General features: G+C 71.8%; 12 protein-coding genes. 8 read left to right on the forward strand and 4 right to left on the reverse strand.

Translation table 11 applies throughout. The features are described 5' to 3' along the window. Positions 1-113 precede the first annotated feature (113 nt). From AB0G01_RS33925 to AB0G01_RS33935, 3 genes are all read left to right on the forward strand, one after another. Complete coding sequence (locus AB0G01_RS33925) at positions 114-1,526, forward strand: M20/M25/M40 family metallo-hydrolase (protein WP_360954548.1); 1,413 nt, start codon at positions 114-116, stop codon at positions 1,524-1,526. After that, positions 1,523-2,599, forward strand: coding sequence for an NAD-binding protein (locus tag AB0G01_RS33930; RefSeq protein WP_360954551.1), 1,077 nt, complete (start codon positions 1,523-1,525; stop codon positions 2,597-2,599). Before AB0G01_RS33925 ends, AB0G01_RS33930 begins: the two co-directional genes overlap by 4 nt. A 98-nt stretch (positions 2,600-2,697) precedes the next feature. Next, entirely contained in the window at positions 2,698-3,453 is a 756-nt protein-coding gene (locus AB0G01_RS33935) for a hypothetical protein (RefSeq protein ID WP_360954554.1), read from the forward strand. A gap of 63 nt (positions 3,454-3,516) precedes the next feature. On the opposite strand, the gene AB0G01_RS33940 is transcribed toward AB0G01_RS33935, so the two are convergent. Continuing rightward, positions 3,517-4,788 carry a HAMP domain-containing sensor histidine kinase gene (locus AB0G01_RS33940; RefSeq protein ID WP_360954557.1) on the reverse strand — a complete coding sequence of 424 codons (1,272 nt, stop codon included), beginning with the start codon at positions 4,786-4,788 and terminating at the stop codon, positions 3,517-3,519. Next, positions 4,785-5,462, reverse strand: a complete 678-nt coding sequence (locus tag AB0G01_RS33945) for a response regulator transcription factor (protein WP_360954560.1) — start codon at positions 5,460-5,462, stop codon at positions 4,785-4,787. The genes AB0G01_RS33940 and AB0G01_RS33945 overlap by 4 nt, the downstream gene beginning before the upstream one ends. A 397-nt stretch (positions 5,463-5,859) precedes the next feature. On the opposite strand from AB0G01_RS33945, the gene AB0G01_RS33950 reads away from it, so the two are divergent. Continuing rightward, positions 5,860-6,366 (forward strand): hypothetical protein, encoded by a 507-nt coding sequence (locus tag AB0G01_RS33950; protein ID WP_360954563.1) that lies wholly within the window; start codon positions 5,860-5,862, stop codon positions 6,364-6,366. Here AB0G01_RS33950 and AB0G01_RS33955 read toward each other — a convergent pair. Further along, complete coding sequence (locus AB0G01_RS33955) at positions 6,279-7,175, reverse strand: neutral zinc metallopeptidase (protein ID WP_360954565.1); 897 nt, start codon at positions 7,173-7,175, stop codon at positions 6,279-6,281. The two genes, AB0G01_RS33950 and AB0G01_RS33955, sit on opposite strands and share 88 nt — an antisense overlap. Positions 7,176-7,190: 15 nt before the next feature. Continuing rightward, positions 7,191-8,246 (reverse strand): neutral zinc metallopeptidase, encoded by a 1,056-nt coding sequence (locus tag AB0G01_RS33960; RefSeq protein ID WP_360954567.1) that lies wholly within the window; start codon positions 8,244-8,246, stop codon positions 7,191-7,193. A gap of 315 nt (positions 8,247-8,561) precedes the next feature. Between AB0G01_RS33960 and AB0G01_RS33965 the strand changes: the two genes are divergently transcribed. The 4 genes from AB0G01_RS33965 (at position 8,562) to nudC (ending at position 14,064) form a co-directional block, all read left to right on the forward strand. Then, on the forward strand, positions 8,562-10,202 hold the full coding sequence (locus tag AB0G01_RS33965) for a DUF2207 domain-containing protein (protein WP_360954569.1): 1,641 nt from the start codon (positions 8,562-8,564) through the stop codon (positions 10,200-10,202). Positions 10,203-10,421: 219 nt separating this feature from the next. Next, on the forward strand, positions 10,422-11,735 hold the full coding sequence (locus AB0G01_RS33970; protein ID WP_360954572.1) for a pitrilysin family protein: 1,314 nt from the start codon (positions 10,422-10,424) through the stop codon (positions 11,733-11,735). Next, positions 11,732-13,120: a pitrilysin family protein gene (locus AB0G01_RS33975; RefSeq protein ID WP_360954575.1), complete on the forward strand. Its 1,389-nt coding sequence runs from the start codon at positions 11,732-11,734 to the stop codon at positions 13,118-13,120. Before AB0G01_RS33970 ends, AB0G01_RS33975 begins: the two co-directional genes overlap by 4 nt. Continuing rightward, positions 13,117-14,064: an NAD(+) diphosphatase gene (gene nudC, locus AB0G01_RS33980; protein WP_360954578.1), complete on the forward strand. Its 948-nt coding sequence runs from the start codon at positions 13,117-13,119 to the stop codon at positions 14,062-14,064. The genes AB0G01_RS33975 and nudC overlap by 4 nt, the downstream gene beginning before the upstream one ends. Positions 14,065-14,127: the final 63 nt, after the last annotated feature.

Below are 14,127 nucleotides of genomic sequence, written 5' to 3' on the forward strand. Positions count from 1 at the left end.
CTTCAGTGATCTTGGTCGACACTGTTCTAGCAGGAACTCCGTTGCCATCTCACCAGCCTTGACAGACCACTCCCAGCCCTAACTAAGCGGCATTGGGGTTATCCTCCCGCACCGTGAGTGGTGATCCGGAAAATCCCGAACATCCCGAGCGCGCCGCGGTGGCCGCTCTCGCCGACGACTTCGTCGCGGACCTGCGGGAGTGGCTGGCCATCCCGTCCATCGGCACCGACCCGGCGCACCACGAGGACGTGGCCCGCTCCGCCGAGTGGCTCGCCGCCGCGCTGCGCCGCGACGGCTGGCCCGACGTCCGGGTCTGGTCGGGATCCGGCGCGCTGCCCGCCGTGTTCGCGTGCCTGCCCGCCGCCGACCCCGACGCGCCGGTCGTGCTCGTCTACGGGCACCACGACGTGCAGCCCGTCGACCCGGTGGAGCAGTGGCGGTACCCGCCGTTCGAGGGGACGCTGGTCGGCGAGGAGCTGTTCGGGCGCGGTGCCAGCGACGACAAGGGCCAGGTCGCCATGCACCTGCTCGGCGTCAAGGCGCACCTCGCGGCCCTGCGCGCCGACCACCCGTCGGTGACGATCAAGCTGTTCGTCGAAGGCGAGGAGGAATCCGGCTCGCCGAACCTGGCCCGCCTCCTCGACGACCACCGCGCCGACCTCGCGTGCGACCTCGTAGTCTTCACCGACACCCCGCTCTACGCGCGCGACGCGCCCACGGTGTGCACCGGACAACGCGGCATCTACGGCGCGGAAGTCGTGTTGACCGGCGGCACCGCCGACGTCCACTCCGGCCGCGCCGGTGGCAGCGTGCCCAACCCCGCCACCGCCGTCGCCCGCCTGGTCGCCGCACTCCACGACGACCAGGGCCGGGTGCTGCTGCCCGGCTTCTACGCCGACGTGATCGAGCCCACCGACGCGGAACGCGCCGACTACGCCGCCCTGCCGTTCGACCGGGACGTCTGGCTCGCCAACTCCGGCGGCGCGCAAACCGAGGCGGGCGAGGCGGGCTGGTCCACCCTCGAACGCGTGTGGGTGCGCCCCACCGCCGAGGTCAACGGCATCCTCGGCGGCTACGCCGGACCGGGCCTGAAGACCATCGTCCCCGCGCGGGCCGCGGTGAAGCTGTCGTTCCGGCTGGTGCCGGACCAGCGGCCGGACCGCATCGCCGCCGCGCTCCGCGAGTTCGTCGCCGCCCACACCCCGCCCGGCCTGAGCGCCGAGATCATCCCGCGCGGCGACGGCGCACCGCCGTACGCGATGCCCGTCGACCACCCGGCCGTGCGCGCGGTGAAGGAGGCCCTGGAGGGCGCATTCGAGCAGCCGGTTCGGTTCAGCCGGACCGGCGGCAGCGGCCCCGCCGCACTGCTGCGGACCGGGCTCGGCGTGCCGGTTGTGTATTTGGGCGCGACGTTGCCGGATGATCGCATCCACGCGCCCAACGAACGCGTCGTCGTGCCGCTCCTCCTGCGCGGCGCGGAAGCCGCAGCCCGCCTGTGGCGGCTACTCCCCGAGAGGCTGTCATGATCCGCCGGACCCACCCGGGCGAGCCGCTCAGCGAACGGCCCGGCCACACCCTGGTGGGTGTGATCCGGATGCCGGACACCGTCCAGAGCCCGGTCCAAGCGATCATGAAACGCGTGGTCGGCGCGCTCGCCGCGCTGATTTCCGCCGTTCTGATCGTGTACTTCGACCGCGACGGCTACCGGGACGTCAACGACGACGGCCTGTCGTTCCTCGACGCGGTCTACTACGCGACGGTCTCCCTGTCCACCACCGGATACGGCGACATCACCCCTGTCAGCTCGTCGGCGCGCCTGGTCAACGTCCTGGTCATCACCCCCCTCCGGGTGCTGTTCCTGATCGTCCTGGTCGGCACCACCCTCGAAGTGCTCACCGAACGCTCGCGGCAGGCGCTGCGGATCCAGAAGTGGAGAACGAAGGTGCGTGACCACGTGGTCGTCGTCGGGTACGGGACGAAAGGTCGTTCCGCCGTCAGCGCGCTGCTGGGCGACGGCACGGAACCGGGTTCCATCGTCGTGGTGGACACGTCCCAGGAAGCCCTGGACGCGGCTTCGTCGATCGGGCTGGTCACCGTGCACGGGTCGGGCACCAGCAACGACGTCCTGCGCGTCGCCGGCGTCCCGAAGGCCCGAGCCGTGGTCGTGGCCGCCAACCGCGACGACACGTCGGTCCTGGTCACCCTCACCGCGCGCGAACTGGCCCCGAAGGCGCAGGTCGTCGCCTCGGTCCGGGAGCGGGAGAACGAGCACCTGCTCCGCCAGTCCGGCGCGGACTCGGTGGTCGTCTCCAGCGAGACCGCCGGCCGGCTGCTGGGCATGGCCACCGCCACCCCGTCCGTGGTCGACATGGTCGAAGACCTGCTCACCCCGGACGCCGGCCTCGCGATCGCGGAACGCGACGTCGAACCGTCCGAGATCGGCGGCTCACCCCGGCACCTGCCCGACATCGTGCTGGGCGTCGTGCGGGCGGGCACCCTCTACCGCGTGGACGCCCCGGAAGCCGACGCCGTCGAAGCGGGCGACCGACTCCTGTACGTCAAGAAGGTGACCCCGCCCAAGGAAGCGGATCCCCGATAGGGGGATTCGCTTTTCCCCGCCGCCGCTAAGGGAATTGACGGCCTCCTCTCAGATTCGGTGGGTACAACTACCCCATCGGCTGAAGGGGTGAACAGGTCGTGACGCGCGAGGTCCACAACGAACTGAGCGGCACAGCGCACGCCGCCGCCCAGGCGCGGACCGTGCACGGCGGCGTCCACTTCCACCAGGAGCGCGGCCCGAGCCGCATCGCCTGGTCCGTCCACAGCCTGCTGGTCGCTGCCCTGCTGGTGGCCCTGACCATGGGGAACCTGCCACCCGGCACCCCGGACGCCGGTCACCAGGACCGGGACCACCGGGGAGCGGACACCGCCCGACTGGAGCCGGCACCGTCCGAACGGCCTCCGTCCGCACGGGTCGTGCGCGCTTCCGACCACTACCGCGTGGAACTCCCCGAACCGGTCGAGGTCTTCCCCCTTCCCGACTACCGCTGCGGCGGCACCTTCTACAGCCGAGTAATTCTCGGATTCGCCGACGTCCCCGCCACCGAAACGACCTTGGTCGGCACCGCCAGGGCATTCCTGGACAAATGGCTCCACCTCTCCTGGGGCGAGGAAGCCGTCACCGACTACGCGCCACCGACCGAAACCGCCCGGACCACTGCGGATGGCGAACACCGCTACTACGGCATCCACCTGCGCGCCGACGTCACCGCTCCCGCCGCCGGCCCGTGCGCGAGCTCGACCGGCGTGGTGCACGCCCTGGTCCTGGACGCCGGCGACACCCACCGCGTGCTGATCCTGGTCGCCGGCCTGGACGGCGACCCGCACCACGCCGACGTCCCCACCACCGAGGCCCTGGAGACCCTGCTGGCCGACATCCGCCCAGCCCGGTAACCGCCCGCGCCTCCCGCCCGCGCCTCCCGCCCGCGCCACCTATCCCCGGCACGCCGCGCAGAACTAGTCGGCGAGCGGGATGCGGACCTGGAAGGCGGCACCGGGGCCGTCGGAGTCGACGCAGGACAGCTCGCCGCCGTGGGCTCGGACCACGCCGCGAGCGATGGGCAGGCCGAGTCCGGAACCACCGGAGCGGTGGTCACGGGCCTCGTCCAGGCGGACCAGGCGGTCGAAGATGCGGTCGCGTTCGTCCGGGGGCACGCCCGGCCCGTCGTCGGACACCACCAGCCAGGCGTAGCTGCCCACGGTCGACACGCGCACCCGCACCCGACCGGACGGACCGGTGGCTTGACGGGCGTTGTCGGCCAGGTTCGCCAGGACCTGCGCCAGGCGCTGCGGATCGCCTGACACGTAGGCCGGCGTGCCCTCGGTGGCGATGTCGAAGTCGGGAGCCAGGAGCCGGGTGCGCCCCACCTCGGCTTCCGCCAGCGCCAACAGGTCCACCTTTTCCCGGTGCAGCTCCAGACCGGCGTCGATCCGAGCCAACGCCAGCAGGTCGTCCACCAGGCGGCCGGCCCGGCGGGACTCCCGCACCAGGAGCAGGTTCAAGCGCTCCCGGTCCTCGGCGCTGCCGGTCTGCATCAACGCCTCGGCCACGGCCTGCACGCCCGCGATCGGCGTCCTCAGTTCATGCGCCGCGTCCGCGACGAATCTCTTGGTCCGTTCCTCTGATCCCTCCAACGAGTCGAGCATGTCGTCGAACGCGGCGGCGGTCCGACCGAGTTCGTTGTCCGTCCGTTCCGGGTTCAGCCGGTGACCCCGGTCGCCTCGCGCGATCGACCGGGCCAGCGTGGTCATCGCGTCCAGCGGTGCCAACGCCCGCCGCACCACCCACACCAGAGCCACGGCGGTCACCGCCAGCGAGCCGAAGCCGACCAGCAGCAGCAACCGGCGCAGGCGCGCCTGCGCGACGGTGATCACCGACGACTCGACGTAGAGCGTGATCGTCGACCCGTCCGGCAGGTCACGGGTGACCTTGTTGGTCACCTCGTCGGCCGGCAGGTGCCCGTGCACCGTGCCGTCCGGCATCACCAGCCGCGCCTGCACACCCCGGCCCTCCAGCCGGTTCACCAGCTCCGCTCCGCGCACCCGCTGCTGCTTCACCAACGTCTGCGCGTTGCGGGACTTGTCCAACAGCGTGGTTTCCACGTCCTGCACCGACTGCGCCATGAACATGGCGTCGACGATCAGCACGAGCCCCACCAGGACGATGCCGAGCACCGCGATCGCGGAGACCGTCACCCGACGCCGCAGCGACACCGTCCGGAGGTTCACGAATCTTCCGCCCGCAACACGTACCCCAACCCCCGCACGGTGTGCAGCAATCGGGGTCCGTGCTCCTCCAACTTCCGGCGCAGCGCGCTGACGTGCACCTCGACCAGGTTCGGGTCGTAGTCCTCGTAACCCCACACGGCGGTCAGGATCTGCGTCTTGCCGACCACCCGCCCGCGCTGGGCGGCCAGGTAGCGCAGCAACCGCAGCTCGGTCGCGGTCAGCTCCACGGGGGCGTCCCCGCGGAGGACCACCGCCGAGTCGGCGTCCACCACGAGGTCCCCGATCTGCACGGTCGACGGCGTGCGGCCCAGCCTCCGCAGCACCGCGCTGACCCGGGCCACCAGCTCGGCCAGCACGAACGGCTTCACCACGTAGTCGTCCGCGCCCCGGTCGAGCCCGCGCAGCCGGTCCGCGACACCGTCGCGGGCCGTCAGCATGACCACGCCCGCCCCGCTGGTGCGCCGGATGACCTCCAGCAGCATGAACCCGTCCCGACCGGGCAGCATCACGTCCAGCACCACCAGGTCCGGCCGGAACCGGGCGAGCTCGCCCTCCAGGTCCCGACCGTCCGGACGGAGCTGGACCTGGTAGCCCGCATCGCGCAGGGCCGAGCCCACCGCGGCACCAATGGCCTCCGCGTCTTCGATCACCAGCACCCTGGCAGCAGTCGACACCTCCTCATTCTGCGTGGTGGGGGCAGGGCCCCGCCCACGTCTTCAGCCTGCGTTCAGGCAATAGGTCGGGCAGTCGGGTGAACAGCGGACAGCGACGCGGGCGGGAGCGGGCCGGGCCGGGCAGGTCCCGGACCGCCGAGCGCCCCGAACAGGGGACGCCGAGCGCTCCGTCAAGGGTCGGCGGACGGGCCGGGGCCACGTCTGAAGTGGACGGTGGGCGGGATCGCGGCGGCGCGGCGGCGATCGGTCGCGGGGTCGGACGTCGATTTCTGCATGGAACTATCTTCGAACAGGCGTTCGACGATGGTCAAGATCACTATCGGGTGAACTGGCCGGGGGGAAGAACACCGCCCCGGCCCCACGACAAGACGACACCCGGTCTGCGACCATCCACCCCGTGGCGGTTCGGCTCGGCCCAGTCCGATGGGCGCTGATCCTGCTGGTCGTCGGACTGGCCGGGGTCGCGGCGGCGGTCGCGCTCTGGTGGCCGGGTGGCGCGTCCACCGCGTCCGCCGAAACCCAGAGGGTCCAGGCGACCGTGGTGACACCGGCACCCTGCGGCGGTTCCGACACCTACGACCGCATCGAAGTCAAGATCGGCGACCAGGCGCGCACCGCGAAGCTCGACGGCTGCGGTCATCGGTCAGGCGAGGTGGTGGAGGTCGTACTTCCCGCCGACACCAACGGCGAGTTCACCGCGCAGATGGCCGGCAGCACGCCGGTGTCGACGCCGTTCGAAGGAAGGCTGACCGCGATGCTCGTGGGCCTCAGCGGGCTGGCCGGCGGTCTGTACGCCTCCCTGCTCGGCCGGCACCGTCAGGCGACAGCCTCCGGCGAAGCCGCGAAGGTGTTGCAGGACGTGGTGACGCCCCCGGTGAAACCGAAAGACGCCCACTCGGCCTGATTCGTCGGGCTGCCGTGCGCGTTCTTCTCCGCGGGCTCCTCGACGGCGTACTGGAAGTCGTCCGCAGCCTCCTGCGCCAGGTCCGCGCCGATCGACGGGGACACCGCGGTCAGGAACATGCCGGCGAAGCAGTTGGCCTGCAATTCGATCCGGCGGGACATCTCCAGCCCGGCGGGCGTGCCCTCGCCCGCGTCGACGATCTTGCTGTCCGCGGCGCGGAGCATCCCGGACAACGCCTGCACGTGGTGCGCGTACTCGTGCGCCAACGTCGCGAGGTGCGTCGCCGGGTAGTCACCGCCGCCGTTTTCGCGCAGTCGCGACGTCGGCATGTAGATGGTCCGGTTGCGACCGCAGTAGTACGCGACCGCCTCGGTCTCGGCGGGAGCGGAACCGCACGGACCGTCTTCCAGGTCCGGCGACGCGTCCAGCTTGGGCGTGTCGAACGGCAGGTTCCCCTCCGCCAACGCGGGCCGCCACGCCAGGTCCAGGCACGCCACACCGGCCGCGTAGTAGGCCGAGAGTTCCGCGTCCGACACCCCGAACGCGGGTAGCGCGCACGTCGCGCCGGCCAGCCGGACAGGCGCGGTCAGGAACGGGTGGTCGGCCAGCCGGTGCACCGCGCGGGGGCGGGGCTGCTCGGCCGTGACCGGCGAGCCGGGGGCGTGGGGTGCCGCGACCGGCCTGCCGCCGATCCGCCGGCTGGTGTCCACCTGCGTGAGCAGGCCGAGGCCGAGCACGCACGAAACGATCAACGAGAACACGCCGATGAGGACGATCGGGTTGTTCTTGGGCCTCTCGGGCGTGTGCACGGTCCTCCAGTCGGGTCAGCTGACGTCCGCCGCGCTCGCGACCCAAGTGTTGCACGCGCTGGTTTCGTTGCTCTTGAACCCGTGGTTGACCCACGCGGAGTTGCGTTCCGGGGAACCGTGGTCCCGGTTGGGGTAGATCGGGTAGTCGCCGCGGTTGCCGGCGTCCGCGATCGCCACCGAGATCACGTCACCGGGCACCGCGCCGTGCGACAGCGGAGCCAGCGTCATACCGCCGAAGCAGGTCGCCTGGAGCTCCTTGCGCCGGTTCAGGTCCAGACCCGCCTCGGTGTCCCAGCCGCCCTTCTCGTACTGGGCCTGGCTGGACGCGCGCAGGATGCCGGACAGCCACTGGATGTGGTGGCCGTACTCGTGCGCCAACTGCCCGAGGTACTTGCCGGGGTGGTTGGGGTTCGCCGAACCCTGCTCGCTCGCGTAGTGGTTCGGCGTCCAGTAGATGGTGCCGTCGCAGTACATCGCGGTGCGGTCCGGGCCCATGGAGCCGCACGTGTTGGTGATCTGCGACGTGACCATGACCAGCTCCACCGACTGGTAGGGCAGGTTCGCCTTCTGCATCGACGGCTTCCACATCGCCTCGATGCACGGCAGCGCGGCGCGCAGGAACTGGTCCTGCCCGGACGGTGAGTAGTTCATGCCTGGCAGCGGGCAGCCGTCGATGTTGAACGCGCCGAGGCCGCCACCGTGGATCGGGTTGTCACCCAGGGCGATCACGGCCTTGGGGCCGGCCTTCGTGGCACTGGGCGACGTGGACCTGGCGGACGTCGTCGTCCTGGTCGTCGTGGTGGCTTCGGTCGTGGTGGTCGGCGTGGCCGAGTAGGAGTAGCTGGAGTACCCGGAGTAGGCGGAATCGCTCACGCTCTTGCGCTTGTTCGTGGCGACCGCGATCCCGATGGCCGCGATGCCCAGGACGACGACGCCGATCAGCACACCCGCGACGAGCGGGCCCTTGCTCTTCTTCCGAGGCAGCGGCGGGTAGGGCAGCCCGGGACCCCAGCCGGGCTGAGGGCCCCAGTTCACCGGCGGCGGCTGCGGCGCGGCCATCGGTGGCGGCATCACCTGATGGGGTGGTTGTTGCGGCCACTGCGGCGGGGGCATCGGCGGGGGCAGCGGCTGCGGCGGGGGCATCGGCGGGGGCTGCTGCACGGGCTGCTGCGGAGACTGGTGGGGCGGGGGCTGCTGCGGCTGCTGGGTGGGCCAGGGGCGGGTCGGCTGGGGGGTCAGCGGGGCGGGCACGGGCGGTGGCCCAACCGGTCGTGGCGGCGGCCAGCCACCCGGCGGCGGTGGTTGCGTCATCGCTGGTGATCCCCCATATCGCGGATGCCCGAATCAGCACTGAAGCATAGGCGGACTCCGCTATTCTCCGCGGCCGTGTTGAAAAACTGGGGAGCGGCGATCACCTGCGCCGCCGCGCTGTGCTTGGTCACCGGCACGGCGGCGGCGCAGCCGGGCAGCCAGGTGGGGCTGCCCGGCACGGTCGGTGCCGACGTGCGCCTCAAGTTGGAGCGCGACGGCACGCTGTCCGTGACGGAGGTCGTCAACGTCCCCGAAGGCAGGACCGCCAGACGAGTGGTCCCGCTCCGCATCGCTGTCAGTGACACCCGCGACCGCGTGTTCCAGGTCGGCGACGCGGCCGTCGAGGGCAAGGGCACCGCCACCGCGACCGCCGACGACCTCACCATCGACTTGGCGGCGGGCACCTCCACCGTCACGTACTCGGTGGTCGGCACGGTCGCCCAGATCGGCGACTCCCTGGAGCTGCGCTGGCAGCCGGCGAGCGGCTGGGACACCGCGCTGGACTCGGTGAAGGTCTCGGTCATCACGCCGGATGCCCCCAAGTCGGTGAACTGCCTGGCCGGCACGCCGGGGACGGTCAAGCCGTGCACGACCGCCGAACTCGGCGACGGCCGCGGTGTCCGGGCCACCGAGATCGGCCTTCCCGCAGGTGAGCGTATCGACGTGGCAGTCGGGTTGCAGGACGGCGCGGCCCCCGCGAACGCCCGGGTGGAGGAGACGTCGGGCCTCGCGGCGGCCTTCGCGCTGACCCCCCTGAGCGGTGCCGTGCTGGGCGGCCTGGCGGTGCTGCTGCTCGGCGGCGTACTGCTGCTGTGGTACCTGCGCGGTCGGGACTCCCGGGCGATGGCGGGCGAGGTCGGGCCGGTGAACGTGCTGGTGTCCGACGCGGCCGGGCACGTGGCCTTCGCCTCACCGGACGGCGTGCTGCCGGGCCAGGTCGGGACCGTGGTGGACGAGCACGTCGACGTCGTGGACGTGACGGCGACGATCGTCGACCTCGCGGTGCGCAACTACGTGTGGATCGAAGAGGTCGACGGGCTCGATTGGCGGTTCGTGCGGCGCAACCCCGCCGACCCGTCGCTGTCCGGGTACGAGCGCGCCGTGTACGCCGCGATTCTCCCGGACGGTGTGGACGCCGTGCGGCTGTCGGAGTTGCGCAGCCGCCGGATCGACCTCGCGACGGTGCGGGACGAGTTGTACGCCGACGTCGTGGCGAAGAACTGGTTCGTGCGTCGGCCGGACGCCGAACGCAGCCTGTGGTGGTGGGCCGGGATCGCCCTCACCCTTGTGGGTGTCGGTGCCACTGTGTTGCTGGCGTTGATCACCGGACCCGCATTGTTCGGGTTGGTCGTGGTGGTCGCCGGCGTGGCATTGGCGTTGGGCGCGCGGTCGATGCCTGCCCGCACCAAGCGGGGTAGCGCGCTGTTGGAGCACGTTCGCGGCTTGCGCGGTTACCTGGTGTCCGTGACGCCCAACGACATCCCCGAGGCGGACCGGGAGATGGTCTTCTCCCGGTCGCTGCCGTACGCGGTGGTGCTGGGTGAGACGGAGCGCTGGCTCGGCGCGTTCGCCGGCGGGCAGGCCGGGCTGTACTGGTTCGGCGAGGCCGAGCAGGGCGGTGACCTGCGACGATTCGCTCACCGGTTCCCGACTTTCCTGGGCGCGGTGGACGGCGTGCTGGCGCAGGCCGGGCACCTGAGGTCGCTCCGCGGCTGACGTTCACCCGATGGTGATCTTGCCTTCCTTCGAACCCCTGTTCGATAATTGACGCGTCCCGCCACACGGTTCCGACGGGCAGCGGAGCAGCTCGGCGGGGACGGTTGTCGGGGTGGTCGGGTGTGGGAACGCACCCGGTTCGCCACGGGCGGACACGGGCATTGGTCCGGGCAGGCCACCTGCGGGCCTCCAGGGGCCGGGAGCCCGTAGGCTGCTTCCATGGCGCTACCCGAACTGCACAGGTTCACGCTTCCCAACGGCCTGCGGGTGGTGCTCGCCCCAGACCCGAGCGCCCCGGTGGTCGGGGTGAGCGTGCATTACGACGTGGGATTCCGCTCGGAGCCGGAAGGCCGGACAGGGTTCGCGCACCTGTTCGAGCACCTGATGTTCCAGGGCAGCGAGAGCTTGGAGAAGCTCGCACACTTCCGTCACGTGCAGTCCTCGGGCGGCACGTTCAACGGGTCGACCCACCCCGACTACACCGACTACTACCAGGTGCTGCCGTCCGCCGCGTTGGAGCGGGCGCTGTTCCTGGAGGCGGACCGCATGCGTGCGCCGAAGCTCACCGAAGAGAACCTGCGGAATCAAATCGACGTGGTGAAGGAGGAAATCCGACTCAACGTGCTCAACCGGCCGTACGGCGGGTTCCCCTGGATCCTGCTCCCGCCGGTCCTGTTCCAGACCTTCCCGAACGCGCACAACGGCTACGGGGACTTCACCGACCTGGAGAACGCGACGGTCGACGACTGCGCGGCGTTCTTCGACACGTACTACGCGCCGGGGAACGCGGTGCTGACCATCGCGGGCGACTTCCGGCCCGAGGTCGCCAAGGGGTTGGTGGAGAAGCACTTCGGGGACGTGCCCGAGCGTCCCGTGCCGGTGCGGCCTTCGTTCGCGGAAGCGCCGCCGAAGGGTGAGCTGCGCGCCGAGCACTCGGACAAGCACGCGCCGATGCCCGCCATCGCGTTGGGGTACCGCATCCCCGACCCGGTGAGCGACGTGGAGGGCTACCTGTCCTACCTGGTGCTCGCGGGCGTGCTCACCGACGGCGACGGTTCCCGGCTTCAGCAGCGGCTGGTGCACCAGGACGCGATCGTGGTCGACGTCGGTGCCGGGTGCGGGCTCTTCGGCCCGCTGGAGGCGCGCGACCCGGACACGTTCAACATCACCGCGATCCACTCGCCGGAGACCACCTCCGAGCAGGTGGTGGCGGCGGTGGACGAGGAGCTGCTGAGGCTGGCCGAGGAGGGTCCGACGGAGCAGGAGCTGGCGAAGGTCACCGCCCGGTGGGTGTCGACCATGCACCGCGAGCACGACCGGCTGACCAGCCGCACGCTCGGCCTGGGCTCGGCAGAGCTGCTGTTCGGCCGTGCCGAACTGCTCTACGACCTGCCGGACAAGCTGGCCGCGATCACCACCGACGAGGTCGCCGCGGCGGCCAAGGCGTTGCGGCCGGACTCGCGGGCCGTGCTGATCCTCAACCCCGCCGTCGCCGAGGCCGGCACGGCTGCTGACAACGGAGGTACCGAGTGAGCGCCCCGACGACGCACCGCAGCGCCGAGGAGATCGGTCGCACGGAGCAGGGGCCGCGTCCGCTCCCCGAGCTGGGCGAGCAGCGTGCCGCCGTGGACCTGTCCACGGTGGACACGGTGCTGGGCAACGGGCTGCGGGTGATCGCGGTGCGCCGGTCGTCGGTGCCGCTGGTGGAGGTGCGGTTGCGGATCCCGTTCGGGGACCCGGCGGCCTCCAGCACGGGGTCGACGCACGCGGCGCGGGCCGAGCTGCTGGCCAGCACCGTGCTCACCGGCACCGCCACGCGGAGCCGGGTGGACGTGGACACCGAGCTGGCGCTGGTCGGCGGCGAGCTGGACGCGGTGGTGGACCCGGAGCGCCTGGCGTTCTCCGGCAACGCCCTGGTGTCCGGCCTGGACACCGTGCTGGACGTGCTGAAGGACGTGCTGACCGGTGCGTCCTACCCGGCCGAGGAGATCGAGCGGGAGCGGGCGCGGCTGGTCGAGCGGATCCGGCTGGCCCGGTCGCAGCCGAACGTGATCGCGCGGGAGGCGTTGCAGCGCCACCTGTACGGCGACCACCCGTTCGCGAAGGAGATGCCGGAGGCCGAGGAGGTCGCCGCGATCGGGCGGGACGAGGTGCTGGCGCTGCACGCGTCGGCCGTGCTCCCGCGCGGTTCCGTGCTGGTGGTCGTCGGTGACATCGAGCCGGACGCCGCCGTGCGGGCGGTCGAGGGCGCGCTCGGCGGGTGGACCGGCGAGGGCACCGCGGTGTCGCTGTCGCCGCTGCCCGAGGTGCGCGGCGGGGACGTGCTGCTGGTGCACCGGCCGGGCGCGGTCCAGTCGCAGATCCGGCTGGCCGGTCGCGGGCTGGTGCGGACCGACCCCCGGTACCCGGCGCTGCAAATCGCGAACCTGGTGTTCGGCGGGTTCTTCTCCTCACGCCTGGTGGAGAACATCCGCGAGGACAAGGGCTACACCTACAGCGCGCGGTCGCACCCGGAGTTCACGCCCGAGAGCGCGGCGGTGCTGGTGGACGCGGACACGGCGAGCGAGGTGACCGCCGCCGCGCTGCTGGAGACCCGCTACGAGCTCGGGCGGCTGGGCCTGGTGCCGCCGTCCGAGTCCGAGGTGGACACCGCGCGGCGGTACGCGATCGGCTCGCTGCTGACCGCGACGTCGTCGCAGGGCGGTCTGGCGTCGTTCCTGGTGAACCTCGCCGGGCTGGGACTGGACATCGAGTGGTTCACCGGGCACCCGGCGCGGCTGGAGGCGGTCACCGTGGAGCAGGTGGCCGAGGTGGCGCTGGAGTTCTTCGCGCCGAGTTCGTTCACCGGTGTCCTGGTGGGCGACGCGGACCTGCTCGCGCCGCAGTTGCGGTCGTTGGGCGGGGTCAGCCTGCCGTGAGCTTCGAGCTGGTGGAGCTCCCGGCGCTGTCGCGGTACACGGTGGACCGGCAGGAGCCGTTGCGCGGCGACGCGGAGCGGCTCCTGCGACTGTGGCCGAAGGCCCGGGTCCTCACGGTCGACGCGCACGGGCGGACGTTGGTCACCGAGCGGGCGTCGCGCCTGGTCGACCGGCCGGCGACCGAGTTCGGGGACGTTCCGCCGGAGGACGCGGTGCTGCTCGGCGAGCAGGACGGCGTCGCGTACTGGGCGGTGCTGCTCGCCGACGAGGCCGTGGGCGCGCCGGCCGGGCGGGCGTGGTTCGGCGCGGACCTGACCGACGAACCGCAGTGGCTGGACCTGCGGGCGTGCGGGGCGTTGCTGGACGACACGGGCGCGGGTCTGTTCACCTCTGCTGTGGCGTCGTTCAACTGGCACCGGACGGCGAAGTTCTGCGCGGTGTGCGGCGGTGCCACGTCCCCCGTCAAGGCCGGGTGGGCGCGTGCGTGCGCGCAGTGCGGGCGCGAGGAGTACCCGCGCACCGACGCCGCGGTGATCTGCCTGGTGCACGACGGCGCGGACCGGGTGCTGCTCGCGCGCGGCGAGGGGTGGCCGGCGGGGCGGTACTCGGTGCTGGCCGGGTTCGTCGAGGCGGGCGAGTCGTTGGAGGCCTGTGTCGCCCGGGAGATCGAGGAGGAGGTGGGTGTCGAGGTGTCGGGCATCCGCTACCTCGGCAGTCAGCCGTGGCCGTTCCCGCGCTCGCTCATGGTGGGGTTCGAGGCGACCGGTGACCCGGACGAGCCGCTGCGGTTGGCCGACGGGGAGATCGCGCAGGCCAGGTGGGTCACGCGGGCCGACGTGCGGCAGGCGCTGGAGGTCCCGGGGAGCGTGCCGGACCTGCTGCTCGCGCCGGGCGCGTCGATCGCGTACCGGATGATCCAGTCGTGGGCGGCGGTCGGCGGCTAGCGGACCGGTCGCGGTGATCTCGACCTGGCGCGGGCCGGCCCTGGTGGGCCGGCCCGCGCCGCG

It is taken from the genome of Actinosynnema sp. NPDC023587 (assembly GCF_040640215.1).
Taxonomy (GTDB): Bacteria; Actinomycetota; Actinomycetes; order Mycobacteriales; family Pseudonocardiaceae; genus Actinosynnema.

Excerpts from the sequence above, each read along its gene's own strand:
- AB0G01_RS33960 (WP_360954567.1), bottom strand. The coding sequence starts at position 8,246 with ATGCCGCCACCGATGGCCGCGCCGCAGCCGCCGCCGGTGAACTGGGGC.
- AB0G01_RS33970 (WP_360954572.1), top strand. The coding sequence starts at position 10,422 with ATGGCGCTACCCGAACTGCACAGGTTCACGCTTCCCAACGGCCTGCGG.
- AB0G01_RS33930 (WP_360954551.1), top strand. The coding sequence starts at position 1,523 with ATGATCCGCCGGACCCACCCGGGCGAGCCGCTCAGCGAACGGCCCGGC.